We start from the raw sequence: 23,406 nt of genomic DNA, 5'->3' as shown, positions 1-23,406 counted from the left end.
ACCATCCTCAACGCCATGATCCGGGACCAAAAACCATGGCAAACCGCTTGACCGCCAAGACAGTCGCTCTCCCCGTGAAGTACGGGGAGAGGGGGGCGTCTACGTGTCCGCTTCGTCCTTCTCCCCGTTATAACGGGGAGAAGGTGCCGGCAGGCGGATGAGGGGTAAATCGCGGCCTCAGCCCTTGGTAAAATAGTAAAAGGCCAAAAACAGGCCGATGGCGACGACGAGGGCGCGGACGATGCCTTGCGGCACGCGGCGCGCGGTCCATACGCCGGAATAACCGCCGAGTGCTACGCCCGGCACCATGATGGCTGCTGCTGTCCAGGCAACGACGCCGCCGGAAGCGAAGATGACGATGGCGACCGCGGCGATGACGATTGAGAGCAGGTTCTTGAGCGCGTTGAGGCGGTGATAGTCGCCGCCTTCGGTGAGGCCGAGGGTCGCCAGCATCATCACGCCCATGCCGGCGCCGAAGAAGCCGCCATAGATCGCGGTGAAGAACTGGACAACACGTCCGGCAAGCGAGGTGGGTGCGCCCTCAGGCCGATCAGCGAGTTTTTTCGGCCGCAGCCAGGGTCCGGCGGCAAACAGCGCGGTTGCGGCAAGCAGGAGCCATGGCACCATCGCGCCGAAGGCGACATTGTCGAGCGACAAAAGCACGAGCGAGCCTACCAGCGCGCCGATGGCCGAGATGACGGCGAGCCCGAGCGCGCCACGCCACATCAGGCGGATGTCTTTGAGATAGGCGTAGGTCGAGGTGATGTAGCCGGGGAACTGGGCGATCGACGAGGTTGCGTTGGCCGAGATCGGCGGCAGGCCGGCCATGGTGAGGGCGCCGAAGGTCAAGAAGGTGCCGCCGCCGGCGATGGCGTTGACGACGCCCGACAGGAAGCCCGCGAGAAAGAGGATGCCGATTGTGACGAGGGACACGGGCTGCCTGATCTGTTGCTGCACTTGGCTTGTCGTGTAGGAAGCTCGAACGAACGATGCAAGCCATGGCTTGCCGATGGCGGCGAGGTGGTCCAAGGTCGATGAAGCGGCCACAATGCCTTGGCGGCGCGCCTTCGCAGCAAAAAAGARGCGGCAAAGGCGTGACAAATGGCTGAAATAGCGGTATGTGCCCGCCCGAACCGGACGAATAATCGACCGGACCCGTCAACAGTGACGGTGTAGTCGCCCCTGCCAGAAGACCCGTGAGGGAAGAAGGCATAACCGAGCGGTCATTGGAACTGCAAGGCGAGCGTTGGGCGCTCTGGCTGTCGGAAGAACAAGAAGTGGATTTCTGAGATGGATATCATCCGCCAGATCGAGGCCGAACAGGCCGCCAAGATCGAAGCCAAGCGCACCCTGCCTGAATTCCAGCCCGGCGACACCGTGCGCGTCCAGGTGCGCGTCACCGAAGGCACGCGTACCCGCGTACAGGCCTATGAAGGCGTCGTGATCGCCCGCGCCGGCTCGGGCTTCCAGGAAAACTTCACCGTCCGCAAGATCTCCTACGGCGAAGGCGTGGAACGCGTGTTCCCGGTCTACTCGCCGATGATCGAGGGCGTCGAGATCGTCCGCCGCGGCAAGGTGCGTCGCGCCAAGCTGTACTACCTGCGCGATCGTCGCGGTAAGTCGGCTCGTATCGTCGAGAACACCGGCGTGCGCGCCCGCAAGCTGAACGACGCCGAGCGCGCAGCGCTGGTCGCCGAGAAGGCCCGTATCGAAGCCGAAAAGGTTGCCGCAGCCCAGGCTCTGGCCGCAGAGAAGGCAGCTCAGGAAGCAGCCGAGAAGAAGGCAGCCGCCGAGGCCGCCAAGGCAGCTGAAGCCGCCGCTGAGCCCGCAGCCGAGTAATCATCGGTTTATTGGTTTTCGAAAGGGCGGCTTCGGCCGCCCTTTTGCGTTTTGGGAGGCGATTTTGGCGGGAACGATGCGGCGTCAGCGATAGACGGCCACGATCCAGCTCGTTTCACCGCCCAAGCCGCGGTCGCGAGGATGGTCAATGACAGCCGACGGGCAGGCGGCAAGGTTGCTCGCGGGAGCGCCCGATGCGGTTGTGTAGGTTGCAGCGCTGGAACAGAACACTGGTTCGGACCGGGTTGCCGACTGAAGGCCCCACAAAGCGAGGATGAACGGCCCGCAGAAGACAGCTGCCAAAGCCGACGACAGTAATCTGCTTCGCATGGTTGCCCGCATTCCCAAATTGCGTCCCGACCGCTGACGGCCAAACCCGACCATCAAGATAAGGCGTCGCCGTAACGGTGCGACGCCGTTGACCCAGGCGATTGTCTCCGGCGTGTTTCACGGTCAATCGAAGCGATGGCCGAGAGGTATTTCGTTTCCGCCGGCAAAGACGCAAATAACAACTGTGAGACGAGGGTCTCGGTTGAGCAAGCATGCTTGCAACCCCGTGCGGGGAGTCTAAAGTCTGGCGCAATCGACCGGGGGCTGCCGGTCTTGTGTTTTGGGGAACGCATCATGAAGAATTTCAAACTGTCGCTGGCCGGCGCGCTGGCTGTCGTGCTTCTGCCCATTGCCGCCATGGCGCAGGCCCTGCCGGATCTCGGCGGCAAGACCGTGGTGGTGGTGACGGAGAACGCCTATCCGCCGCTGCAATTCGTCGATCCCAAGACCGGCAAGCAGATCGGTTGGGAGTATGATGCCATGGACGAGATGGCCAAGCGCCTCAACTTCAAGGTCGAGTATCAGAACACCTCGTGGGACGCGATGATCCAGGCGGTGGCGGACGGCCAGTACCAGATCGGCATGACCGGCATCACCATCAAGGACGACCGCAAGGAGAAGGTCGACTTCTCCGATCCCTACATCCATTCGGAAATGCGCATGCTGGTGCGTAGCGATGAAAGCCGCTTCACCGACCACAAGGGCTTCGCCGCTCTGAAGGACGGCCTGATCGCGGCACAGCCGGGCACGACGCCGTTTTTCGTTTCGGTCTATGACGTGCTCGAYGGCAACGAGCAGAACCCGCGCATCAAGCTGTTCGAGACCTTTGGTGCGACCGTGCAGGCGCTGAAGACCGGCGATGTCGATCTGGTGCTGACGGACGGTGTAGCAGCGCAGGGTTATGTCGATGCCTCCGAAGGCAAGCTCAAGATCATCGGCGAACCGCTCGGCGGCGAGGATTTCGGTTTCATCTTCAAGAAGGGCTCGGACCTCGTTCAGCCGATCAACGCGGCGATCGCGGCGATGAAGGCCGACGGCACGATCGATGCTCTGAACAAGAAGTGGTTCCTCGACTACAAGATGGGGCAGTAGGCGACGACGTCTGGCGGTACGGATTGATGTTCCCACTCGGCGTTGCCCCCTTCTGGCCTGCCGGCCATCTCCCCCTCAAGGGGGGAGATCAGCTGGCATTGCCGATCTGCACCCTCTAGATGCAGGCGCCCTCATCCCGGTCCGGCACGAAACCCGACTTTCCCTGGTGGCTGGTGGCTGGCGGGGCAATTGCTGTCGTGGCAGGCGTCGCTATCGCTGCCAACGATCTCTACAGCCAGGTCTTCGCCGTGGTCACAAAGGGCCTCGGCATCACCGTCTTCGTCACCATCGTCGGCTTTGCCTTGGCCTCGGCGCTGGGGCTCGGCGTTGCCCTGATGGGACTTTCCGGCTCGATCTGGCTGCGCCAGATTTCGCGCTTTTATGTCGAGATCATCCGTTCTGTGCCGATCCTGGTGCTGCTGTTTTGGGTGGCGTTTGTCGGCGCGCCGGCCTGGGTGGCGTTCTGGAACTGGGCGACCGGCCCGCTGCAGGCGGCGGGACTTGTCGAGCCGATGCAGGTGCGCGACTTCTCGCTGCTGTGGCGGGCGATCATCGCCTTGATGATCGCATATTCCTCGTTCATCGCCGAAATCTTCCGGGCCGGCATCCAGGCCGTCGACGTCGGCCAGATCGAGGCGGCCAAGGCGCTCGGCCTGTCGCGCTACCGGCGCTTTCGCCACATCGTGTGGCCGCAGGCGTTCAAGACCATCCTGCCGCCCTACAGCAACGACTTCATCGCCATGGTCAAGGATTCCTCGCTGGTCTCGGTGCTCGGCGTTGCCGACATCACCCAGATGGGCAAGGTCTATGCCTCGGGCTCGTTCCGCTTTTTCGAGACCTATTCCATCGTCGCCTATGTCTACCTGATCCTGACTGTCAGCCTGTCGCTGGCATTGCGCGCGCTGGAAAGGCGCCTGAGGCGGGGTTCAGAGCCGCGAGAGTAGAATGAGCGGAAGCGGCGAGTCTCGCTGTGGAACCTCGGGGCAACCCGGCGCGTTGGGGGCCGAATAAGCTTGAGGGGCCTCATGGAACAACTCGTCGAAGAATTCGGCCATCCCACCTACACCTCGTTTCCGGTGATCGTAGCCAGGCTTTTGCTGGCAACGATCTGCGGTGCGGCGATCGGCTTCGAGCGCGAATGGCGCAACCGGCCGGCGGGCCTGAGGACACATGTACTGGTGTGCGTTGCCGCCGCAACATTCGGCATCCTCACCATCGAGATCGTGCATGCGCCGATGTTTGCGACCGATGCGATGAAAGAGGTGATCAAGGTTGACCCGATCCGTGCCGTCGAGGCGGTAACGGCCGGTGTTGCCTTCCTTGCCGCCGGCACCATCTTGTTTGCACGCGGGGAAGTCCAAGGACTCACCACCGGTGCCGGCATGTGGCTGGCTGGCGCAATCGGCCTCGCCGCCGGACTGGGCTTCTGGCAGATCGCCGGCTTCGGCACTTTCATGATGCTTGTCGTGATGGGACTGATGCACTCGCTTGAAGTCAAGTTCAACCTGAGCGCAGACAAGAAGGACGAGCAACCCGCAGCGCGGAAATCGCAGGCGAAGCCGAGGCGCAGCCAGGCGGGGTGACCCGGCGCCAGGGGCGCCTCGGTCGGCAATTGCCCGAAGTCGAAAACATTGATATGAGCAGGCCATGGAAGAGCTCTTTGGAGATCCGGCCTACAAAGGTTTCGTGCTGCAGGACCACAAGCGCCTGCCGTCGCGTTTCTTTGCCCGGATTTCAGGCGCGTTGACCAGCCGACTTATCTAGTCGTTTTCGCCGAGCCGACGGGCTTTCGGCGCCTCAGCCTTCCCCAGTTCATATCGACGGATCCAAGATCATGAGCGCACCGCGCACCCTCTACGACAAGATATTTGACGACCACATCGTCGACCGCCAGGACGATGGCACCTGCCTGCTCTACATCGACCGCCACCTCGTGCACGAAGTGACGAGCCCGCAGGCGTTCGAAGGCCTGCGCATGACCGGCCGCACCGTGCGGCATCCTGAAAAGACACTTGCTGTTGTCGACCACAATGTGCCGACCTCGCCGGACCGCAAGAACGGCATCAAGAACGAGGAAAGCCGTATCCAAGTCGAGGCACTGGCCAAGAACTCGGCCGATTTCGGCGTGGAATACTACTCCGAAAACGACAAGCGCCAGGGCATCGTGCACATCGTCGGACCCGAGCAGGGCTTCACGCTGCCGGGCATGACGATCGTCTGCGGCGACAGCCACACCTCGACGCATGGCGCGTTCGGCGCTTTGGCGCATGGCATCGGCACGTCGGAGGTCGAGCATGTGCTCGCCACCCAGACGCTGATCCAGAAGAAGGCCAAGAACATGCTGGTGCGTGTCGACGGGCAGCTGCCTGAAGGCGTCACCGCCAAGGACATCGTGCTGGCCATCATCGGCGAGATCGGCACCGCCGGCGGCACCGGCTATGTCATCGAATATGCCGGCGAAGCGATCCGCGCGCTGTCGATGGAAGGCCGCATGACGATCTGCAACATGTCGATCGAAGGTGGCGCCCGCGCTGGCCTGATCGCGCCTGACGAGACGACCTACGCCTACGTCAAGGACAAGCCGCGCGCCCCGAAAGGCAAGGCTTTCGACATGGCGCTCGAGTACTGGAAGACGCTGCACACCGACGAAGGCGCGCATTTCGACAAGGTGATCGTTCTCGACGCCGCCAAGCTGCCGCCGATCGTCACCTGGGGCTCGTCGCCCGAAGACGTCGTCGCCATCACCGGTATCGTGCCGGATGCAGAAATCATCGAGGACGAAAACAAGCGCAACTCCAAGAAGCGCGCGCTCGACTATATGGGCCTGACCGCCGGCACCAAGATCACCGACATTTCGGTCGATCGCGTCTTCATCGGCTCGTGCACCAATGGACGCATCGAGGATCTGCGCGCCGTCGCCAAGGTCGTCGAGGGCCGCAAAGTGGCCTCGACCGTCAGCGCGATGATCGTGCCGGGCTCGGGTCTGGTCAAGGAACAGGCTGAGGCCGAAGGTCTCGACAAGATCTTCGTCGCCGCCGGCTTCGACTGGCGCGAGCCGGGCTGCTCGATGTGCCTGGCGATGAACGACGACCGGCTCAAGCCGCATGAGCGTTGCGCCTCGACCTCGAACCGCAACTTCGAGGGCCGCCAGGGCTTCAAGGGCCGCACCCATCTGGTGTCGCCGGCCATGGCAGCGGCAGCGGCGATTGCCGGTCACTTCGTCGATATCCGCGACTGGCACTAAAAGCCGGCGAGCCGGCCGACTGCAAAGATCCAAGATGGCGGCGGAGCATTGTTCCGCCGCCTTCGTCATTTGTTGAGGATGAGTTGAAACGTGCCGCTGCCGCGAGGTCACGTTAACGTCTTTTTCTCGCTCGTATGATTTGATCGAACCAGGGAGAGAGGCGGCGTCAAACGATGAGTGGTGCGGAATTCATCCTCGCGATCAACGTGTTCGTTGCAGGCCTGCTGGCCGGCGCGTTCATGGCCATCGCGATCTATGACGCCAGGCGTGTTGCCGCGCGCTGGTTCGCGCTCTGCTACGCCACCGGCATCGTCTATATCGGCACGGAATTCGCCATCCCGCTGTTTGAAGACACGCGTCTGATCGCAGCCACAAATTTTGCCGCGTTCCTGGCGACACTGCTGATCATGAATGTCGGTCTGGCGCGCCGTTACGACGCTTCACCACCTTTGCGGTCTATGGCTGCATTCTTTGTCGTGGCGACCATTGCCGTTTACTTGACGCAAGGGCTTGAGCGCGACTCGCTGTTGCGCATGATGACGTTCCAGACACCTTATGCCATCGCCCAGGTCATCGGCGCGGTGATCGTCTTGCGGTCGCGCCAGGCGCTCAGCCAGTTCGATTACGTGCTTTCGGGCGTGTTGTTGGCAAGCGCGCTGCAGTTCTTTTCAAAACCCTATCTGGCGCTCGCCGTCGGCGGATCCGGTGCGGACCCGCATTTTTATCTGCAGAGCACCTATGCGATGGTTTCGCAGGCATTGGGGACGGTGTTCGCCCTGTCCATCGCGCTGTTGCTGCTGGTCATCTTGGTGCGCGACATCCTTGCGGAAGTGACGCAGAAGTCGGAGACAGACGCGCTGTCGGGCCTGCTCAACCGCGGCGGTTTCGAGCGACGGGCCGAAACGGCGCTGCGCGAGGCGACGCGGCAGGGGCTGCCGGTGACGCTGATCATCTCCGACCTCGATCATTTCAAGTCGATCAATGACAATTACGGCCACGCTTCGGGCGACCGCGTCATCGAGGCGTTCGCGCGCTTCGTCAGCGAATCCAAGGCAGGCCACCACATCGCCGGGCGAATCGGCGGCGAGGAATTCGCCATCATGCTGCCGGGCGCGCATCTGGCGTCGGCACGACTGTTTGCCGAAGGCGCGCGCAGCGCCTTCTCCGGCCTGCCGATCGAGGGCCTGCCGCCGCACTGCCGCTTCACGGCAAGCTTCGGCGTCGCCGAACTCGCCGCAGGCGAAGGGATAGATCATCTGATGATCCGCGCGGATGCCGCGCTCTACGAGGCCAAGAAGGACGGGCGCGATTGCGTCAGGGTTTCGGGTACGGTGGCGCTGTTTAGCGATTCGACAGTGGTGCCGTTCGGCATCAAGCCGCCGAACCGGTAGTCGTCGCAGCTACCAGTCAGCGGCAGCGCAGGCCGGGCTGGGGAATTACGCCCTCGGAAAAGCCATACATATAGTCGCGGCCCTTCAACAGCATCGGCGGACGGTAGCAATTGCTGACGGTGTTTTCGCCCTGCTGGTCGAGATAGACGACCTTGGGCCCGCCCGCATTCAGGTAGTTCGACATCTTGCGGGCCGAACTGCCCTGGCCGACCAGAATGCGCTTGTAGCCGGCTGCGCCGTCGATGACGAGGTTGCCGAACGAATCGGCATGGACGCGGTCCCGGTCCCAGCCACCGGCCGATGCCGGTGCCGAAAGGCCGATGGTTGCGGCCAGCGATGCAGTTGCGGTCAAGGCCAGTGCCAGACGCATGGCGCCATCTCCGTGGTTAGTCGAGTCGGAGATTAATCGTTTCTTAATCTTTGTTAAGCCTTGGGCGGCAAAGATTAAGAAACATGGTTAATTTTACCTGAGGGCCGGGCACCCTTGCGTCCCAACGGACGGGTAGTGCGACGATTGTGCCATCGGGGAGGTGTTCGCCACCGGTTTTGCTGGGCCGGTTGGTGCCTGCATACCCATCCGGGTGGTCGTGCGAGGCTTCAATCGATTGAAGGCAGGTCCGGTCATCCGCTGCGACTAAATAGGTGCGCCAGAACGGTTTTCCGACTTTGACGCGGTGCAAAAAGAGCATTAGAAAGCGCGCAGTCCGACGTCGCAAAACGGTGCGGCGGCGCCGTATTCAAACATAGCCACGCTCGGATGCAGACCGGGGGAGCCATGAGCAAATCACAAGCAACCCAATCGACAGTACGAGCGCGGCCCTTGTCGCCGCATCTTTCGATCTATCGCCCGCCGATCACCATGACGACGTCGATCCTGCACCGCATCACCGGCGGGGGGCTTTATTTCGGCACGCTGCTGGTTGCCTGGTGGCTGATCGCTGCGGCGACGTCGCAGCACTATTTCGAATTCGTAAGCTGGGTGTTCGGCACCTGGATCGGGCAGCTGGTTCTGCTCGGCTACACATGGGCGCTGATGCTGCACATGCTGGGCGGCATCCGCCATCTTGTCTGGGACGCCGGTGCCGGGCTCGAAAAGCACACGGCATCCAAGATCGCCTGGGCATCGCTGGTCGCATCGGTGGTGCTGACGGCGCTGATCTGGATCGTCGGCTACATGGTGCGGGGAGCCTGACATGAGCGGCAGCAACAACAATGACATGCGCACGCCGCTCGGCAAGGTGCGCGGCCTCGGCTCCGCCCGCGAAGGCACCGAACATTTCTGGCGCCAGCGCCTGACCGCGGTCGCCAACATTCCGCTGATGCTGTTTTTCGTCGGCCTTTTGATCGCGCTCAACGGCGCCGATTTCGCGACCGTCCGCTCCTCGCTCGCCAACCCGTTCGTATCGCTGGTGATGGCGCTGATGCTGATCTCGGGCCTCTACCACATGCGGCTTGGCATGCAGGTCGTCATCGAGGACTACATCCATGGCGAGCTGCTCAAGGTGACGCTCATCATGCTGAACACTTTCTTTACCGTAGCGGTCGGCGTCGCCTCGCTGTTCGCCCTGCTCAAACTGGCATTTGGAGGCTGACAAGGTGGCCAAGGACGGCAAGACCAGCGGAGCTTCCGCCTATACCTATGTCGATCACAAGTTCGACGTCGTTGTCGTCGGCGCCGGCGGTGCCGGCCTGCGCGCCACGCTCGGCATGGCCGAGCAGGGGCTGAAGACCGCCTGCATCACCAAGGTGTTTCCGACCCGTTCGCACACGGTCGCAGCACAAGGCGGTATCGCCGCCTCGCTGCAGAACATGGGCCCGGATTCCTGGCAGTGGCACATGTTCGACACCGTCAAGGGCTCCGACTGGCTCGGCGATGTGGACGCGATGGAATACCTGGTGCGTGAAGCACCCGCCGCCGTCTACGAGCTCGAGCATTACGGCGTGCCGTTCTCGCGTACCGAAGAAGGCAAGATCTACCAGCGGCCCTTCGGCGGCCACATGATGAACTATGGCGATGGTCCGCCCGTGCAGCGCACCTGCGCTGCCGCCGACCGCACCGGCCATGCCATCCTGCACACGCTGTATGGCCAGTCGCTGAAGCACAACGCGCAGTTCTTCATCGAATATTTCGCGCTCGACCTGATCATGGAGCCGGATGGCACCTGCACCGGTGTCGTTGCCTGGAACCTCGATGACGGTACCATTCACCGCTTCTCGGCGAAGATGGTGGTGCTGGCGACCGGCGGCTATGGCCGCGCCTATTTCTCCGCGACCTCGGCCCATACCTGCACTGGCGACGGYGGCGGCATGGCCTCGCGCGCCGGCCTTCCCTTGCAGGACATGGAGTTCGTGCAGTTCCACCCCACCGGCATCTACGGTTCGGGCTGCCTGATCACCGAAGGCGCGCGCGGCGAAGGCGGCTATCTCGTCAATTCCGAGGGCGAGCGCTTCATGGAGCGTTACGCGCCGTCGGCCAAGGACCTGGCCTCGCGCGACGTGGTTTCGCGCTGCATGACGCTGGAGATCCGCGAAGGACGCGGCGTCGGCAAGAACAAGGATCACATCTTCCTGCACCTCGATCACCTCGATCCGGCGGTGCTGCACGAGCGGCTGCCCGGCATTTCGGAATCGGCGAAGATCTTCGCTGGCGTCGATGTGACCCGCGAGCCGATCCCGGTGCTGCCGACGGTCCACTACAACATGGGCGGCATCCCGACCAATTATTGGGGCGAAGTGCTGAACCCGACCAAGGGCAATCCCGACCGCGTGTCGCCTGGCCTGATGGCGGTCGGCGAGGCGGGTTGCGCTTCTGTGCATGGCGCCAATCGCCTCGGCTCCAACTCGCTGATCGATCTCGTGGTGTTCGGCCGTGCTTCGGCGATCCGCGCCGGTGAAGTGGTCGACCGCAACGCGCCGATCCCAGCCCCCAACGCCGCCTCGGTCGAAAAGATCATGGACCGCTTCGACCGCCTGCGTCACGCCAATGGCGGCACGCCGACGGCAGTGCTGCGCGAGAAGATGCAAAAGGCGATGCAGGACGACGCCGCCGTGTTCCGCACGCAGGATTCGCTCGAGCAGGGCTGCAAGCGCATCTCCCAGATCTGGGGCGAGATGAAGGACATCAAAGTCTTCGACCGCTCGATGATCTGGAACTCGGACCTGGTGGAGACGCTGGAACTCGAAAACCTGATGTCGAACGCGATTGCCACCGTCTATGGTGCGGAAGCCCGCAAGGAAAGCCGCGGCGCGCATGCGCGCGAGGACTTCTCCGCCCGCGACGACGCCAACTGGCGCAAGCATTCGCTGGCCCACGTCGCCGAGGACGGCAAGGTGACGCTGACCTATCGGCCGGTGCACACCGAGCCGCTGCTCAAGGAAGAAGACGGCGGCATTTCCCTGGCCAAGATCGCGCCCAAGGCGCGGGTGTACTAGACATGGGCGAACCGCGGCGCCGTGCTGACCAAGCGGGAGGGCCGGTAGCGGCCGTCCGCGCTTGCGCGCGCGCCGGCCATGGCCGGGAATACCGGCCATGAGCGAACTCGCCTTCTTCGCCATCAATCTCGACCGCTCGCCGCATCGCTGGGCCGAGATCCAGCGGCTGTTCGGCGCAATGCCGTGGCCGCTCGCACGCGTCAGGGCCGTCGATGCGCGCAACCCGGATGAAGTGCTTGCTGTTCGCGGCCAAAAACTGACCATGCCGCCCAACGGCATTGGCTGGAACCCGCTGCGCCACCGCATGTTCGCGCTGGTTGAGGAGGCGTGCTTTGCCAGCCATATGCTGGCGCTGAAGGCGTTTCTCGAAGCCGACCATGAACACGCGGTGATCCTGGAAGACGACGCGGTGCCGCTCGACGGCTTTGAAGACGCAATGCGCCGGTTGCTTGCCAGCGGCATCGACTTCGACGTGGTCAAGATGGAAGGCAAGGTGCAGGCGGGCGGGCGCATGGCGCTGCCCGTGCTTGGCCTTGGCACGGCGCGGCTTGTGCGGTCGTTCCGGCCGTCTTCGGGCGGCGCTGGTTATCTGGTGACGCGCAAGGCCGCAGCACAACTGATCGCCAAGGCCGGCAAGCAGCTTCTGCCGGTGGATGATTTCATTTGCAATCCGGGGCTGCATGGCTGCGATGTGATGCATCTGTCGCCCTGGCTCATCGTCCAGGCCGGCTCGGATACGACCATGGGCGACCTGCGCACGCCGCACCGCCACGTCAAACGGCGCGACCCGTTCCATTTTATCCAGCAGGGGCTTATGCGCAGCACCCTCAGGCTCAAGCTGTGGCTCGGTGCGATGCACGGTTCGCCGTTGTCGCTGCTCAAGCTCACCAAGGCGCCGTGGTGCACTGACGACGTGCGCCAGCAGATGCGCCGCCTGGTGCTGGAGGCCGCATGATGATGGCCGCGACGCGCCCCGATGCAGGATATTCGGCTATGCCGCTTGCGGCCAAGCTCGGCCTCAAGGACGGCCAGAGCGTGGTGTTCGTCGGTCTTCCCGACGAGCTTGGCGAACTGGCCGTGTCGCGCGATTTCGCGGCAAAGGCGCTGACCGGTTGGCCAGCGCTTGCCGAGGCGGGCGAGGGGCATGACGTGGTTCACGCCTTCACCAAGCGCCGCGCCGATCTCGACCGCAATGTCGAGACGCTGAAGAAGATGATCGCGCCCGATGGCGCTGTCTGGATCTCCTGGCCCAAGAAGGCAGCGAAGATCGCCACCGACATCACCGAGGATGTCATTCGCGACGTCGCACTGCCGAAAGGGCTGGTGGACGTAAAGGTCTGTGCCGTGGACGCCGTGTGGAGCGGGCTCAAGCTCGTCATCCGCAAGGAACTGCGCCAAGCTGTGAGGAACCGATCGTGGTCGAACTAACACTCCCCAAGAACTCGCAGATCAAGCAGGGCAAGACCTGGCCGAAGCCGGAGGGTGCGACCAATCTGCGCGAATACCGGATTTACCGGTGGTCGCCCGATGATGGTGACAACCCGAGCATCGACACCTATTTCGTCGATGTCGACGATTGCGGCCCGATGGTGCTGGACGCGCTGCTCTACATCAAGAACAAGATCGACCCGACGCTGACGCTGCGCCGCTCCTGCCGCGAGGGCATCTGCGGTTCCTGCGCGATGAACATCGACGGTTCGAACACACTCGCCTGCACCAAGGGCTGCGACGACATTTCGGGTGCGGTGAAGATTTACCCGCTGCCGCACATGCCTGTCGTGAAGGACCTGGTGCCCGACCTCACAAATTTCTATGCCCAGCACCGCTCGATCGAGCCGTGGCTCAAGACGGTGTCGCCGGAGCCGGCGAAGGAATGGCTGCAGAGCCATGAGGACCGCCAGAAGCTCGACGGCCTCTACGAGTGCATCCTATGCGCCTGCTGCTCGACCTCGTGCCCGAGCTACTGGTGGAACGGCGACCGCTATCTCGGCCCAGCAACGCTGCTGCAGGCCTATCGCTGGCTGATCGACTCCCGCGACGAAGCCAAGGGCGAGCGCCTCGACAACCTCGAGGATCCGTTCCGGCTCTATCGCTGCCACACGATCATGAACTGCGCCCAGACCTGCCCGAAGGGTCTCAACCCGGCCAAGGCGATCGCAGAGATCAAGAAGATGATGGTGGAGCGCCGGGTCTGAGGCTAGAGCGCACATGACAGACCTTCCCAACCTCACCCCGGCCGAAGCACGAGTACTCGGCTGCCTGATCGAGAAGAAGGAACTGACGCCCGACGTCTATCCGATGACTTCAAATGCGCTGGTTGCTGCCGCCAACCAGAAGACGTCGCGCGAGCCGGTCATGGCCCTGGAGGTCGCCGATATCGCCCGGGCGCTCGGCACGTTGCAGGCGAAGGGGCTGGCGCGCCAGCAATTCGCCTCGCGCGTCGAACGCTACGAACATCAGATGGCGCAGAAATTCTCGCTGACGCGCAACCAGAGCGCGCTGATCGGCATGCTTCTGCTGCGCGGACCGCAGACCGTCTACGAATTGCTCGCCCGCACCGAGCGTATGGCGAACTTCGCCGATGCCGACGCCCTGCGTAGCGAACTCGACATGCTGATCGGCCGCCGGCCGGCGCTGGTCAAGGAGATCGGCCGCGCACCCGGCCAGCGCGAGGATCGTTTCGCGCATCTTTTGTCAGGTGATGTCGATGCTGCAGTTATTACGACAAGCCGGGCACCGAACGCCACCGCCCCCATTGTTTCGGAGCTCGAGGAACGCGTCCGTATTCTGGAAGAGGAAGTGGCGGCGCTCAAGGCGCGGCTCGACGCTGTCGGAGGATAGGCCGGGCGGCAGAATGATTGAAAACGGCCCGGTTGCGGAAGCATCCGGGCCGTTTTGCGTTGGTGTCTTGTTCGGAGAGGGCGGCGATGCCCTCGTCCGCCTGCCGGCACCTTCTCCCGTGGGGAGAAGGGGGCCAACCTTACTTCCTTGCCGCTTCGACGATCTCGCGGGCCATGGTTTCGGCGATGGCGTCGGTGGTGCGGCCCTCGCGCTCGGCACGCGCGAAGATCGCGGTCAGCGTGTCGGCGATCTTTTCCACGCGCGGCGTCACTGCCTCGACACTGTAGCCGCCATCGGCCTTTTCGGCTGCGACGTTGATCACGCCGCCAGCGTTGATGACGTAGTCGGGGGCGTAGAGGATGTCCTTTTCGACGAGGCGTGCGCCGTCCTCGGCGGTGGCGAGCTGGTTGTTGGCGGCACCGGCGACGATCTTCGCCTTGAGCTGCGGGATGGTGTCGGCGGACAAGATGCCGCCAAGCGCGCAGGGCGCGAAGATGTCGACATCGGCCGACAGGATGGCATCGCCGGTAACGACAGTCGCGCCCAGGGCTTCAGCCGCGCGGTTGGTGCGGGCCGGGTCGAGGTCGGAGATGGTGAGCACAGCGCCTTCGCGATGGAGCTTCTGGCACAGCGACCAGCCGACCGAGCCCAGGCCCTGCACCGCGACGCGGACGCCAGCGAGATTGTCGCTGCCAGTGCGGTGGCGAAGGGCCGCCTTGAGGCCGAGGAAGGTTCCTTGAGCGGTGAAGGGCGAGGGATTGYCGCTGCCGCCCTTGGTGGTGCCGCTGACATTGGCCGCGCGCTCTGCGAGGAAGTCGGCGTCGGAGAGCGTCATGCCGACGTCTTCGGCGGTGATGTATTGGCCTTCGAGCGCGTTGAGCATCTCGGCATAGGCTTCGAGCATCGCAGGCGTCTTGTCCTTCTTGGCGTCGGCGATGATGACCGCCTTGCCGCCGCCGAGCGGCAGGCCAGCGATGGCCGATTTGAAGGTCATGCCTCGCGACAGGCGCAGCGCATCGATGACACCGGCTTCAAAGCTCTTGTGCGGCCAGATGCGCGTGCCGCCCAAAGCAGGCCCGAGCACGGTGGTGTGGATCGACACGATGGCGGTCAGCCCGCGCGCGGTGTCGCGGCCGAGCCAGACCTGCTCGTGATGGTCGAAACCATCGAATTGGGCGACATCAGCGGTGATGTCGGTGATTTCGAGCGTGGTTGCGGCCGACAGTTGCGGGTTGCGCGGTTCAAGGACGTTCAGCATGAGGGTTCCTCCCGGTGAGCTGGTCCTCGGAAGGATAAACCGATCAGACGTTTTTTGGTTTCGAAGTGGCCCTGTGCGGCGACCGCGCATTGCGCTCGCGCGGCGTGCCGCGCAACAAACGAAAAGATTGCCGGTGATGAAAAAGATGGCCGGACGCTGGTCTGCCCCCCTGCGTCCGGCCTGCTGTGCTGCCGCATCGATGCCACACCCTCTGGCACCCCTATGGCAGCCAACCTGTCATTCCATTGCGTCGCCAAGGCGACCGCCAGTTCACGGCTCCGGCTTGTCCGCCTCCGCTGGTGGCCCCTTTGCCGGCTCTCGGGGCGGCTTCGGTTCGGCCGGCTTCGGAAGCTTGCCGCCGAAAGCCATCGGAGCCAGAAAAGCACGCGGGTTGAAGCCTGCAGCGGCGAGAGCCGCGAGCGTCTTCAGGAACTGAAGGTGGTGCATGCCCGGTTTCCTCGTTCCGCCGTCGGGACTGGACCCGCTTCGACTTCGAGCGGCAAACTAGATGGCCTCGTTGGCGCGATCTTGGACTGTGCGGCCCCATGATGCGGCCCAGGCGGCCACCCACAACGGGCCTATCGTGGGCTGTCGAGCGCCGTCTTGACGGATCGGATAACGCGAACTAAAAGGCGCGACCTCACGTCTTGGTTGTGCTGCGTAACATGAGTTGATCCGATGACGAGTGCTAACGGACAGTTCGCTTCATTCCGCCTGATGACCGACGACCTGCCTGCGCAGGACAGGTTGCCGATACTGCGCGAGGTCTATGGCCGGACCATTCTCAATGCCGATTTGGAGCCGGTCGACGATTCGCCCGTCCACATGGATATGCGGGTGAGGCTGTTGCCGGGGATCGGCATCGCCACCGGTGTCGCCTCGCCGATCCGCGTCGGGGTTACATCGCGGATGGTGGACAATGACGACGTCATCCTGCTCGCGGCACTTGCCGGTGGCAGTCACATGCAGATCGGCAAGCTGGAAGAAAGCGTTTTGCCCGGCTGCGCAATGTTCGTGCCCGGTGGCCAGGTGGGGGCGAACGTGACGCGGCCCGGCTTCACCTATGTCAATCTGCGCCTTGAACGGAAGGCGTTGCAGCCTTTGCTGGGCGACGTCACCAGCATGATGATGCGGCCGATACCGGTGCATGAAGGGCCGATACGACTGCTGTTGAGCTACGCCACGGCACTTCAGCAGATGGACGAGGCGTTGCCCGGCAACATGGCGCGCATGGTGGCGACCCATCTGCTCGACCTGACGGCCCTGACGCTTGGTGCGACACGAGATGCGGAGCAGGTGGCGCTGGGGCGCGGCTTGCGTGCCGCGCGGCTGGCGGCGATCAAGTCGGATATATCGGCGCGTGCCGACCTGCGCGGAATCTCGGCCGAAGAGATAGCAGCCTCGCACCGACTGTCGCCGCGCTATGTCAGGAAGCTGTTCGAAAGCGAGGGGCTGTCGTTCACCGAATTCGCGCTTGGCCAAAGGTTGAAGCGCGCGCACCGGATGCTGAGCGACCCGGTTTGGGCGCGCCACAGCATCACCGATATCGCCTATGAGGCCGGTTTCAACGACCTGTCTTATTTCAACAGGGCGTTTCGCAAGCGCTACTATGCTACGCCATCGGACATCCGCGCCGAAACGCTGGCGGCGTGAGCGAGTGCGCGCCGAGCATTGCCCGGCGCCCTTGATTGTTTCGGTCAGGCAAGCTTGGCGTCGAGCGAAACCTTGATGGCGCCGAGTGCCTTGGAGACCGGGCAGCCTTCCTTGGCCTTGGTGGCCAGTTCCTGGAACTTGGTATTATCGATGCCGGGCACGGTGCCTACGAGCGTGAGCGCGCTCTCAGTGATGCCGGTGCCGGGGATGAGCGTCACGACTGCCTTGGCGTCGAGTTTGTCGGCCGGCGTGCCGTTTTCGGCGAGGAAGTGCGACAGCTGCATCGCAAAGCAGCCGGCATGGGCTGCGGCGATCAGCTCCTCGGGGTTGGTGCCCGATTTGCCGGTTTCATCCTCGAAACGCGCCTTGAACGAATAGGGCTGGCCCTTGAGAGCGCCGCTCTGTGTGTCGAGCGTTCCGGAACCTTCCTTCAGATTGCCCTTCCAGACGGCGTTGGCACTGTGGTTCATGGACTTTCTCCTGGTTCAAACTGAGCGGCGGTTGAAAGACTATAGCGTCGCCGCGCGCGCATGCCACCTTCGCATGAAGGACCGGTGAGAAAACCGTGGCCTTCGAAAAAACTGTCTCGCGAAAATGTCTGGATGGTGGCGGGCGCGTCGTCCTTGGAACGTCGTGGCGTGGTGCCGCGCCTGCCGGAGGGTGAGATGCAGTTGCTACCGCATGGCAATCTCGGAAAAGGGATCGTCGAGGCGAATGCCCTGGGTGGATTTTGCGTGCCGTCCTCGGGCGTCGGCCGGGTGCTGCTGGCATTCGGCATCATCATTGTGCTGGGTTTGCTTTTTGACGCGATGGCAGGGCAACCGGCCAGCAAGTCCGCCGCACCGGTGCTAGGCTTCCAACACAGCAAGGGAGAGTAGGATGAAGTATCTTTGCCTGGTTTATCATGAGGAACAGCAGCTTGGCGCGCTTTCGCGGGACGCTGCGGCGAAGCTCGACGCGGATTCGCTTGCCTATGACAGGATGCTGGAAAACAGCGGCAAGCTGATCGCGGCTCAAGCGCTGCAGTCGGTGAAGACGGCCAAGACCGTCAAGCGCCGCAATGGCAAGAAGCTGGTCACCGACGGCCCCTTCGCCGAGACCAAGGAGCAGCTGATCGGTTTCGTCATGATCGAGGCGGCCGACCAGGACGAGGCGCTGGAGATCGCCTCGAACATCCCGCTTGCCGCGATGGGGCAGATCGAAGTGCGGGCGATCTACGATATTCCGGGGTCCTAGATCGCGTCGCCCTTGAGCAGACGCGGGGTTTCGCCAGTCAGGCCCGAGGCCTGGCGGATGAAATAGTCCTTGAGCTGCGGCACACGGTCGACCAGGCCCAGGCCGATGTCGCGAATGGCGCGGATGGGAGCGATGTCGTTGGAAAACAGCCGGTTGAGCACGTCGGTGGTGACGCCCATGCGCACGGTGTCGAAGCGGCGCCACTGTTCGTAGCGCTCAAGCACGTCGAGCGAGCCGATGTCCTGTCCCAGCCGGTCGGCCTCAACGATGGTCTCGGCAAGGGCTGCCGCATCCTTGAAGCCGAGATTGAGGCCTTGGCCCGAGATCGGGTGGATGCCGTGGGCTGCGTCACCGGCCAGGGCGAAGCGGTTGGCGACGAAGGCGCGGGCCAGCGTCAGGCCGAGCGGCCAGGCGCGGGGCTTGTCCTCGACGCGGATCTCGCCGAGCTGGAGGCCGAAGCGCTGCTCCAGCTCGATCTCGAAGACGAATGGGTCGCCATTGACCAGCTTTTCGGCGTCCTCGGTGCGTTCGTTCCAGACGATCGAGGAGCGGTTGGTGCCATCCTTGGTCGGCTTGAGCGGTAGCGTGGCAAAGGGCCCGGCCGGCAGGAAGTGCTCCTCGGCGCGGCCGCCATGCGGGCGCTCATGCGCCACCGTGCAGACGATGCCGGACTGGCCGTATTCCCAGCGCACGGTCTTGATGCCGGCCATGTCGCGCAGCCTGGATTTTACGCCATCGGCGGCGATCAAAAGTTTGACGTCGAAGCTTACACCGTCGGCGAGATGGACTTTGGACCCAGCGATGCCGGCCTCGAAGGCCTGGACGGCGACGCCTTCGATGATGTCGATGCCGAGCTCAGCAGCTCGGCGGCGCAGCGCTCCGTTGAGCACCTTGTTTTCGACCATGTGGGCGAAGGGCTCGCCTGCGCCGACTTCGCCGTCGAAGGTCAGGAAGACAGGGCGGACCGGATCGGAGGTTTTGGAATCGGTGATGATCATGCTGGTGATCGCCTGCGCCTCGGGCGCGATCTCCTCCCAGCAGCCGAGCTGGTCGAGCATGCGGCAAGCGGCGGCGGCAATCGCGGAAGCGCGGCCGTCCTTGCGCCAGACTTCGGCAGGGGCGGCATCGACGATGGCGATGTGCAGATTGGGCCGCGCCTGCTTGATCGACACTGCGGTGGCGAGGCCGACATAGCCGGCACCGGCGACCAGCACGTCGAGCTGCGTCGATTTATTGGCGTCAGATTCGCGCGTGACCATGGCGACGTCCTTTACGGCTAGGCTTCCCGCCTTGACTCGACGGGGGCTTCCTGCTGGAAACCGGGGATACTTCGTCCCGAAAAGGGGAAAGCATGCCGGCCGGAATACAAGAGCTTCTCAGCATTCTCAATCTCGAGAAGCTGGAACACAACCTGTATCGTGGTCGCAGCCCGCAGGTTCAGTGGCAACGTGTGTTTGGCGGCCAGACAATCGCCCAGGCGCTGGTGGCGGCGCAGCGCACGGTCGAGCCCGATCGGCACGTGCATTCGCTGCATGGCTACTTCATGCGGCCGGGCGATATCACCGTGCCGATCATCTACGAGGTCGACCGCATCCGCGATGGTGGCAGCTTCACCACGCGGCGCGTGGTGGCGATCCAGCATGGGCATGCTATCTTTTCGCTCGAGGCCTCGTTCCAGGTCGAAGAGACCGGCCTCGAATATCAGATGCCGATGCCGCTCGACGTGCCGCCGCCCGAAGAGCTGAAGTCACAGCGCGAGCTGTTGCAGGAGGCAACCCATGTGCCCGAGCAGATCAGGCTGTTCTGGGCCAAGGAACGGCCGCTGGAGCTGCGCCCGGTCTATGCGGAGCACTATTCGAGCCGAGACAAGCTGCCGCCGCTGCAGAAGGTCTGGATTCGCCTGACCGGCCCGGTGCCGAACGACCGTGCGTTGCGCTGCGCCGTGCTTGCTTATCTCTCCGACATGACGCTGCTCGATACGGCAACCTTTGCCCATGGCCGCGGCATCTTCGATCCCGACATCCAGGCGGCAAGCCTCGACCACGCCATGTGGTTTCATCGCGAGCATCCGCTCGACGGCTGGCTGCTCTACACCCAGGATAGCCCCTCGACGTCGGGTTCGCGCGGGTTCACCCGCGGCGCGCTTTACGCCCAGGACGGCACGCTGATTGCCTCGGTGGCACAGGAAGGGCTGATCCGCCTGCGCACAAAGCCTACAAAATAGGCATTTTAGGGTTTTTGCACGTTCTGTAGGCAGGTGCATTGCTGCACGTGCGAAGGGCGCTGCCTGCTTAGAGCAAATTAATCTTAAATTTCAATGACTTGCTCCGTGCTACTGCAAACTGGCACGGAGCTTGAATCCTTGCTGTTACTCACTGGTGACTTTCGGGTCCGCTGGGGATGTCTGCAAACGCGGGGGACCCGCATCAGCAAAGGGTGAAACCTGATGAAAATCGTGATGGCAATCATCAAGCCTTTCAAGCTCGACGAGGTGCGTGAAGCGCTCACCAATGTCGGCATACAGGGCCTGACCGTCACCGAAGTCAAAGGCTACGGGCGGCAGAAGGGACATACCGAGATCTACCGCGGCGCCGAATATGCCGTGAGCTTCCTGCCCAAGATCAAGATCGAAGTCGCCGTCTCGACCGAGCTCGCCGACAAGGCCGTCGAGGCGATCACCGCTGCGGCCAAGACCGGCCAGATCGGCGACGGCAAGATCTTCGTCTTCGGCATCGACCAGGCCGTGCGCATCCGAACCGGCGAAACCGACACCGACGCGCTCTGAGCGGGCCAACCAATTGTCATGGAGACCTCAATGCAAATTCCTACCTCATTGAAGACGGCGGCGCGCTCGGCCCTGCTTGGCACGCTCGCACTCGCCGCACTGGGCACGGTCGCGGCTTTTGCCCAGGAAACCGCACCTGCCGCAGCCGACGCGGCCGCAGCTGCACCCGCGCCCGCCGATGTCATGGACAAGGGCGACGTCGCCTGGATGCTGACGTCGTCGCTGCTGGTGCTGTTCATGGCCTTGCCGGGCCTGGCGCTGTTTTACGGCGGTCTCGTGCGCGCCAAGAACATGCTGTCGGTGCTGATGCAGTGCACGATGATCGTGGCGCTGGTGATCGTGATCTGGACGTTCTGGGGCTATTCGATGGCCTTTGGCGACGCACCGAGCCCCTATTGGGGCGGCCTCGGCAAAGCCTTCCTGATTGGGGTGACACCTGAAAGCATGGCGGCGACCTTCACCAAGGGCGTGGTCATTCCCGAATATGTCTTCATCGTCTTCCAGATGACCTTTGCCTGCATCACGCCGGCGCTGATCGTCGGCTCGTTCGCCGAACGCATCAAATTCCCGGCGGTGCTGCTGTTCGTGGCGCTGTGGGTGACCTTCGTCTACTTCCCGATCGCCCATATGGTCTGGGATTCGGACGGCCTGATCTATGGCTGGGGCGCGCTTGATTTCGCTGGCGGCACCGTCGTGCACATCAATGCGGGCATCGCCGCACTGGTCGGTGCCCTTTTGGTCGGCAAGCGCATCGGCTACGGCAAGGACAACATGGCGCCGCACTCGATGACGCTGACCATGGTCGGCGCGTCGATCCTGTGGGTCGGCTGGTTCGGCTTCAACGCCGGCTCCAACCTTGAAGCCAATGGCGGTGCGGCGCTTGCCATGATCAACACCTTCACAGCCACCGCAGGCGCTATCCTCGCCTGGGTGATCATCGAAGTGGTTACGCGCGGCAAGGCATCGATGCTGGGTGCTGCCTCGGGCATGGTTGCAGGCCTTGTTGCTGTGACGCCGGCTGCCGGCTTTGTCGGTCCGGTCGGCGCCATCGTGCTCGGAGCGATCGCTTCGGCCATCTGCTACTTCTTCGTGGCGGTGGTGAAGATCAAGCTTGGCTATGACGACTCGCTCGACGTGTTCGGCATCCACGGCGTCGGCGGCATCGTCGGCGCTATCGGCACCGGCGTCTTCAACGCCAAGGCGCTGGGCGGCGTCGGCTACGGGACGCTTTCGATCGGCGGCCAGGTGTGGACCCAGTTTCTCGCCGTATCAGTGACGGTGCTGTGGTGCGGCATCGGCTCGCTGGTGCTCTACAAGCTGGTCGACCTGCTCATCGGCCTGCGCCCGAGCGTCGAAGCCGAACGCCAAGGTCTCGACCTGACTTCGCATGGCGAGGTGGCCTACCACTCGTAATCACCCCACTTGTAATAACCAAGGGCGGCGGAGCTGCAGCTTTGCCGCCGCATTCTCCCCATCCCGTCGTGGCCGCCCGAAAAGCAGCCACGCTTTGAGGCCCGGAGCAATCCGGGCCTCCTTTTATGCAAACACCCGTAGCAATCAGGCGAAGAACGCCTGGATTCGTGGCCACCAGCCCATTGCGGCGCGAACGCGCCGGGCGGCGCTGGCGCCTCTGACGGCTTCGCCGAAGTGGCAGTAGCAAACGATGTTGTGCAGCTGCCGGTCGGACAGGTCGAAGAAGCGTTTGGCTTCGCCGTAGCTGTCGTCATTGAGGCCGGATGACCGGAAGTGTGGGTCCTCGAATGCCACGGTGAGCGGCGAACCCGTGACACGCATCGCCATGCGCTCGGCGCGCGGGGCATACTCGGTGCCCGGAAGCGTGCCGAGGCGCCGTTCGGGCTGGTGTTCCAGCAATTGGGCCCAGCGTTCGAGGCGCTGGGTCCGCGTCATGGGCAGATAGGGAGCTGCGGGTTGGATTTCAGCGAATGCCTGCAGTTGCTCGATGGTATGGTGTTTCATCGTCGCCTCCTGTCTTAGCTCTTGCTAATATTGGAAGGTATGGCGGTGCGAGCGCCGGGGCAAGCCCGAATAGCGCTGCCAATGGAAAAACCCCGGCGTCAATGATGGCTGTGACTCGGCGAGGTTTTGCGCGTGTTCCGGGTCGCTGCAGACGCTCGTGCATGAACGATGGCTTAACCTTAATGCGGCCTTAACCTTCCCCTCGATAGTCTGACAACCGAATCTGCCCGCGATGCGTTCGCATGTGGGCCACGGCATCAATGGACGGGGACGAGGCATGCGTTCTGGGGTTTCCTCACCGCTCGCGCTGACCGACGCAGGGCACGGC

The 23,406-nt window shown here is 63.3% G+C and carries 26 protein-coding genes; 19 read left to right on the top strand and 7 right to left on the bottom strand.

Annotated features, from left to right (window positions below):
• Positions 1-177 precede the first annotated feature (177 nt).
• Positions 178-933, bottom strand: a complete 756-nt coding sequence (locus tag AC1DUU_RS04090; protein WP_476782138.1) for a sulfite exporter TauE/SafE family protein — start codon at positions 931-933, stop codon at positions 178-180.
• Between the two features lie 357 nt (positions 934-1,290).
• On the opposite strand from AC1DUU_RS04090, the gene rplS reads away from it, so the two are divergent.
• The 6 genes from rplS to AC1DUU_RS04060 all read left to right on the top strand — a co-directional run bounded on the left by rplS (position 1,291) and on the right by AC1DUU_RS04060 (position 7,896).
• Positions 1,291-1,839: a 50S ribosomal protein L19 gene (gene rplS / locus AC1DUU_RS04085; protein WP_476782137.1), complete on the top strand. Its 549-nt coding sequence runs from the start codon at positions 1,291-1,293 to the stop codon at positions 1,837-1,839.
• A 624-nt stretch (positions 1,840-2,463) separates the two neighbouring features.
• Entirely contained in the window at positions 2,464-3,261 is a 798-nt protein-coding gene (locus AC1DUU_RS04080; protein ID WP_476782136.1) for a transporter substrate-binding domain-containing protein, read from the top strand.
• A gap of 119 nt (positions 3,262-3,380) precedes the next feature.
• Complete coding sequence (locus tag AC1DUU_RS04075) at positions 3,381-4,205, top strand: amino acid ABC transporter permease (protein WP_476782135.1); 825 nt, start codon at positions 3,381-3,383, stop codon at positions 4,203-4,205.
• Positions 4,206-4,286: 81 nt separating this feature from the next.
• Positions 4,287-4,844: an MgtC/SapB family protein gene (locus AC1DUU_RS04070; protein WP_476782134.1), complete on the top strand. Its 558-nt coding sequence runs from the start codon at positions 4,287-4,289 to the stop codon at positions 4,842-4,844.
• Positions 4,845-5,095: 251 nt separating this feature from the next.
• Positions 5,096-6,505, top strand: a complete 1,410-nt coding sequence (gene leuC / locus AC1DUU_RS04065; protein ID WP_476782133.1) for a 3-isopropylmalate dehydratase large subunit — start codon at positions 5,096-5,098, stop codon at positions 6,503-6,505.
• Between the two features lie 173 nt (positions 6,506-6,678).
• Complete coding sequence (locus tag AC1DUU_RS04060) at positions 6,679-7,896, top strand: GGDEF domain-containing protein (RefSeq protein WP_476782132.1); 1,218 nt, start codon at positions 6,679-6,681, stop codon at positions 7,894-7,896.
• A gap of 16 nt (positions 7,897-7,912) precedes the next feature.
• On the opposite strand, the gene AC1DUU_RS04055 is transcribed toward AC1DUU_RS04060, so the two are convergent.
• Entirely contained in the window at positions 7,913-8,266 is a 354-nt protein-coding gene (locus tag AC1DUU_RS04055; protein WP_476782131.1) for a hypothetical protein, read from the bottom strand.
• Between the two features lie 405 nt (positions 8,267-8,671).
• On the opposite strand from AC1DUU_RS04055, the gene sdhC reads away from it, so the two are divergent.
• The 7 genes from sdhC to AC1DUU_RS04020 all read left to right on the top strand — a co-directional run bounded on the left by sdhC (position 8,672) and on the right by AC1DUU_RS04020 (position 14,169).
• Positions 8,672-9,088: a succinate dehydrogenase, cytochrome b556 subunit gene (gene sdhC, locus AC1DUU_RS04050; protein WP_476782130.1), complete on the top strand. Its 417-nt coding sequence runs from the start codon at positions 8,672-8,674 to the stop codon at positions 9,086-9,088.
• Position 9,089: 1 nt separating this feature from the next.
• Positions 9,090-9,488 carry a succinate dehydrogenase, hydrophobic membrane anchor protein gene (gene sdhD / locus AC1DUU_RS04045; protein WP_476782129.1) on the top strand — a complete coding sequence of 133 codons (399 nt, stop codon included), beginning with the start codon at positions 9,090-9,092 and terminating at the stop codon, positions 9,486-9,488.
• Between the two features lie 4 nt (positions 9,489-9,492).
• Complete coding sequence (sdhA, locus tag AC1DUU_RS04040; RefSeq protein WP_476782128.1) at positions 9,493-11,328, top strand: succinate dehydrogenase flavoprotein subunit; 1,836 nt, start codon at positions 9,493-9,495, stop codon at positions 11,326-11,328.
• A 97-nt stretch (positions 11,329-11,425) separates the two neighbouring features.
• Positions 11,426-12,283: a glycosyltransferase family 25 protein gene (locus AC1DUU_RS04035; protein ID WP_476782127.1), complete on the top strand. Its 858-nt coding sequence runs from the start codon at positions 11,426-11,428 to the stop codon at positions 12,281-12,283.
• The gene (locus tag AC1DUU_RS04030; RefSeq protein WP_476782126.1) at positions 12,280-12,756 is read left to right on the top strand and encodes a DUF3052 domain-containing protein; all 477 of its coding nucleotides are present in this window, start codon (positions 12,280-12,282) and stop codon (positions 12,754-12,756) included. The genes AC1DUU_RS04035 and AC1DUU_RS04030 overlap by 4 nt, the downstream gene beginning before the upstream one ends.
• Positions 12,744-13,523: a succinate dehydrogenase iron-sulfur subunit gene (locus AC1DUU_RS04025; RefSeq protein WP_476782125.1), complete on the top strand. Its 780-nt coding sequence runs from the start codon at positions 12,744-12,746 to the stop codon at positions 13,521-13,523. The genes AC1DUU_RS04030 and AC1DUU_RS04025 overlap by 13 nt, the downstream gene beginning before the upstream one ends.
• 13 nt (positions 13,524-13,536) lie before the next feature.
• On the top strand, positions 13,537-14,169 hold the full coding sequence (locus AC1DUU_RS04020) for a YceH family protein (protein WP_476782124.1): 633 nt from the start codon (positions 13,537-13,539) through the stop codon (positions 14,167-14,169).
• Between the two features lie 139 nt (positions 14,170-14,308).
• On the opposite strand, the gene AC1DUU_RS04015 is transcribed toward AC1DUU_RS04020, so the two are convergent.
• The gene (locus AC1DUU_RS04015) at positions 14,309-15,427 is read right to left on the bottom strand and encodes a Glu/Leu/Phe/Val family dehydrogenase (RefSeq protein ID WP_476782123.1); all 1,119 of its coding nucleotides are present in this window, start codon (positions 15,425-15,427) and stop codon (positions 14,309-14,311) included.
• Between the two features lie 270 nt (positions 15,428-15,697).
• Complete coding sequence (locus AC1DUU_RS04010) at positions 15,698-15,874, bottom strand: hypothetical protein (protein WP_476782122.1); 177 nt, start codon at positions 15,872-15,874, stop codon at positions 15,698-15,700.
• A gap of 231 nt (positions 15,875-16,105) precedes the next feature.
• On the opposite strand from AC1DUU_RS04010, the gene AC1DUU_RS04005 reads away from it, so the two are divergent.
• Positions 16,106-17,080, top strand: coding sequence for an AraC family transcriptional regulator (locus AC1DUU_RS04005; RefSeq protein WP_476782121.1), 975 nt, complete (start codon positions 16,106-16,108; stop codon positions 17,078-17,080).
• Positions 17,081-17,124: 44 nt separating this feature from the next.
• Here the strand turns inward: AC1DUU_RS04005 and AC1DUU_RS04000 are convergent, their stop codons facing one another.
• Positions 17,125-17,550, bottom strand: coding sequence for an OsmC family protein (locus tag AC1DUU_RS04000; protein ID WP_476782120.1), 426 nt, complete (start codon positions 17,548-17,550; stop codon positions 17,125-17,127).
• Between the two features lie 84 nt (positions 17,551-17,634).
• Between AC1DUU_RS04000 and AC1DUU_RS03995 the strand changes: the two genes are divergently transcribed.
• Positions 17,635-17,958, top strand: coding sequence for a hypothetical protein (locus tag AC1DUU_RS03995; RefSeq protein ID WP_476782119.1), 324 nt, complete (start codon positions 17,635-17,637; stop codon positions 17,956-17,958).
• Position 17,959: 1 nt separating this feature from the next.
• Positions 17,960-18,316, top strand: coding sequence for a YciI family protein (locus AC1DUU_RS03990; RefSeq protein WP_476782118.1), 357 nt, complete (start codon positions 17,960-17,962; stop codon positions 18,314-18,316).
• Here AC1DUU_RS03990 and AC1DUU_RS03985 read toward each other — a convergent pair.
• The gene (locus AC1DUU_RS03985; protein ID WP_476782117.1) at positions 18,313-19,575 is read right to left on the bottom strand and encodes a ubiquinone biosynthesis hydroxylase; all 1,263 of its coding nucleotides are present in this window, start codon (positions 19,573-19,575) and stop codon (positions 18,313-18,315) included. The genes AC1DUU_RS03990 and AC1DUU_RS03985 overlap by 4 nt on opposite strands.
• A 92-nt stretch (positions 19,576-19,667) precedes the next feature.
• Between AC1DUU_RS03985 and tesB the strand changes: the two genes are divergently transcribed.
• From tesB to AC1DUU_RS03970, 3 genes are all read left to right on the top strand, one after another.
• A complete protein-coding gene (gene tesB / locus AC1DUU_RS03980) occupies positions 19,668-20,540 on the top strand; it encodes an acyl-CoA thioesterase II (protein ID WP_476782116.1) in 873 nt (290 codons plus the stop codon).
• Between the two features lie 222 nt (positions 20,541-20,762).
• Complete coding sequence (locus tag AC1DUU_RS03975; RefSeq protein WP_109574243.1) at positions 20,763-21,101, top strand: P-II family nitrogen regulator; 339 nt, start codon at positions 20,763-20,765, stop codon at positions 21,099-21,101.
• Between the two features lie 30 nt (positions 21,102-21,131).
• Positions 21,132-22,514, top strand: coding sequence for an ammonium transporter (locus AC1DUU_RS03970; protein ID WP_476782115.1), 1,383 nt, complete (start codon positions 21,132-21,134; stop codon positions 22,512-22,514).
• Positions 22,515-22,658: 144 nt separating this feature from the next.
• Here AC1DUU_RS03970 and AC1DUU_RS03965 read toward each other — a convergent pair whose 3' ends face one another.
• Positions 22,659-23,078 carry a hypothetical protein gene (locus AC1DUU_RS03965; RefSeq protein ID WP_476782114.1) on the bottom strand — a complete coding sequence of 140 codons (420 nt, stop codon included), beginning with the start codon at positions 23,076-23,078 and terminating at the stop codon, positions 22,659-22,661.
• Between the last annotated feature and the right edge of the window lie 328 nt (positions 23,079-23,406).

The sequence above is a fragment of the Aminobacter sp. P4_H6_2 genome, assembly GCF_056400805.1.
This window is presented reverse-complemented; position numbering and strand designations above follow the sequence as displayed.

Excerpts from the sequence above, each read along its gene's own strand:
- rplS (WP_476782137.1), top strand. The coding sequence starts at position 1,291 with ATGGATATCATCCGCCAGATCGAGGCCGAACAGGCCGCCAAGATCGAA.
- AC1DUU_RS04075 (WP_476782135.1), top strand. The coding sequence starts at position 3,381 with ATGCAGGCGCCCTCATCCCGGTCCGGCACGAAACCCGACTTTCCCTGG.
- AC1DUU_RS04070 (WP_476782134.1), top strand. The coding sequence starts at position 4,287 with ATGGAACAACTCGTCGAAGAATTCGGCCATCCCACCTACACCTCGTTT.
- leuC (WP_476782133.1), top strand. The coding sequence starts at position 5,096 with ATGAGCGCACCGCGCACCCTCTACGACAAGATATTTGACGACCACATC.
- AC1DUU_RS04060 (WP_476782132.1), top strand. The coding sequence starts at position 6,679 with ATGAGTGGTGCGGAATTCATCCTCGCGATCAACGTGTTCGTTGCAGGC.
- AC1DUU_RS04055 (WP_476782131.1), bottom strand. The coding sequence starts at position 8,266 with ATGCGTCTGGCACTGGCCTTGACCGCAACTGCATCGCTGGCCGCAACC.
- sdhC (WP_476782130.1), top strand. The coding sequence starts at position 8,672 with ATGAGCAAATCACAAGCAACCCAATCGACAGTACGAGCGCGGCCCTTG.
- sdhD (WP_476782129.1), top strand. The coding sequence starts at position 9,090 with ATGAGCGGCAGCAACAACAATGACATGCGCACGCCGCTCGGCAAGGTG.
- AC1DUU_RS04035 (WP_476782127.1), top strand. The coding sequence starts at position 11,426 with ATGAGCGAACTCGCCTTCTTCGCCATCAATCTCGACCGCTCGCCGCAT.
- AC1DUU_RS04030 (WP_476782126.1), top strand. The coding sequence starts at position 12,280 with ATGATGATGGCCGCGACGCGCCCCGATGCAGGATATTCGGCTATGCCG.
- AC1DUU_RS04020 (WP_476782124.1), top strand. The coding sequence starts at position 13,537 with ATGACAGACCTTCCCAACCTCACCCCGGCCGAAGCACGAGTACTCGGC.
- AC1DUU_RS04010 (WP_476782122.1), bottom strand. The coding sequence starts at position 15,874 with ATGCACCACCTTCAGTTCCTGAAGACGCTCGCGGCTCTCGCCGCTGCA.
- AC1DUU_RS04005 (WP_476782121.1), top strand. The coding sequence starts at position 16,106 with ATGACGAGTGCTAACGGACAGTTCGCTTCATTCCGCCTGATGACCGAC.
- AC1DUU_RS04000 (WP_476782120.1), bottom strand. The coding sequence starts at position 17,550 with ATGAACCACAGTGCCAACGCCGTCTGGAAGGGCAATCTGAAGGAAGGT.
- AC1DUU_RS03990 (WP_476782118.1), top strand. The coding sequence starts at position 17,960 with ATGAAGTATCTTTGCCTGGTTTATCATGAGGAACAGCAGCTTGGCGCG.
- AC1DUU_RS03985 (WP_476782117.1), bottom strand. The coding sequence starts at position 19,575 with ATGGTCACGCGCGAATCTGACGCCAATAAATCGACGCAGCTCGACGTG.
- tesB (WP_476782116.1), top strand. The coding sequence starts at position 19,668 with ATGCCGGCCGGAATACAAGAGCTTCTCAGCATTCTCAATCTCGAGAAG.
- AC1DUU_RS03975 (WP_109574243.1), top strand. The coding sequence starts at position 20,763 with ATGAAAATCGTGATGGCAATCATCAAGCCTTTCAAGCTCGACGAGGTG.
- AC1DUU_RS03970 (WP_476782115.1), top strand. The coding sequence starts at position 21,132 with ATGCAAATTCCTACCTCATTGAAGACGGCGGCGCGCTCGGCCCTGCTT.
- AC1DUU_RS03965 (WP_476782114.1), bottom strand. The coding sequence starts at position 23,078 with ATGAAACACCATACCATCGAGCAACTGCAGGCATTCGCTGAAATCCAA.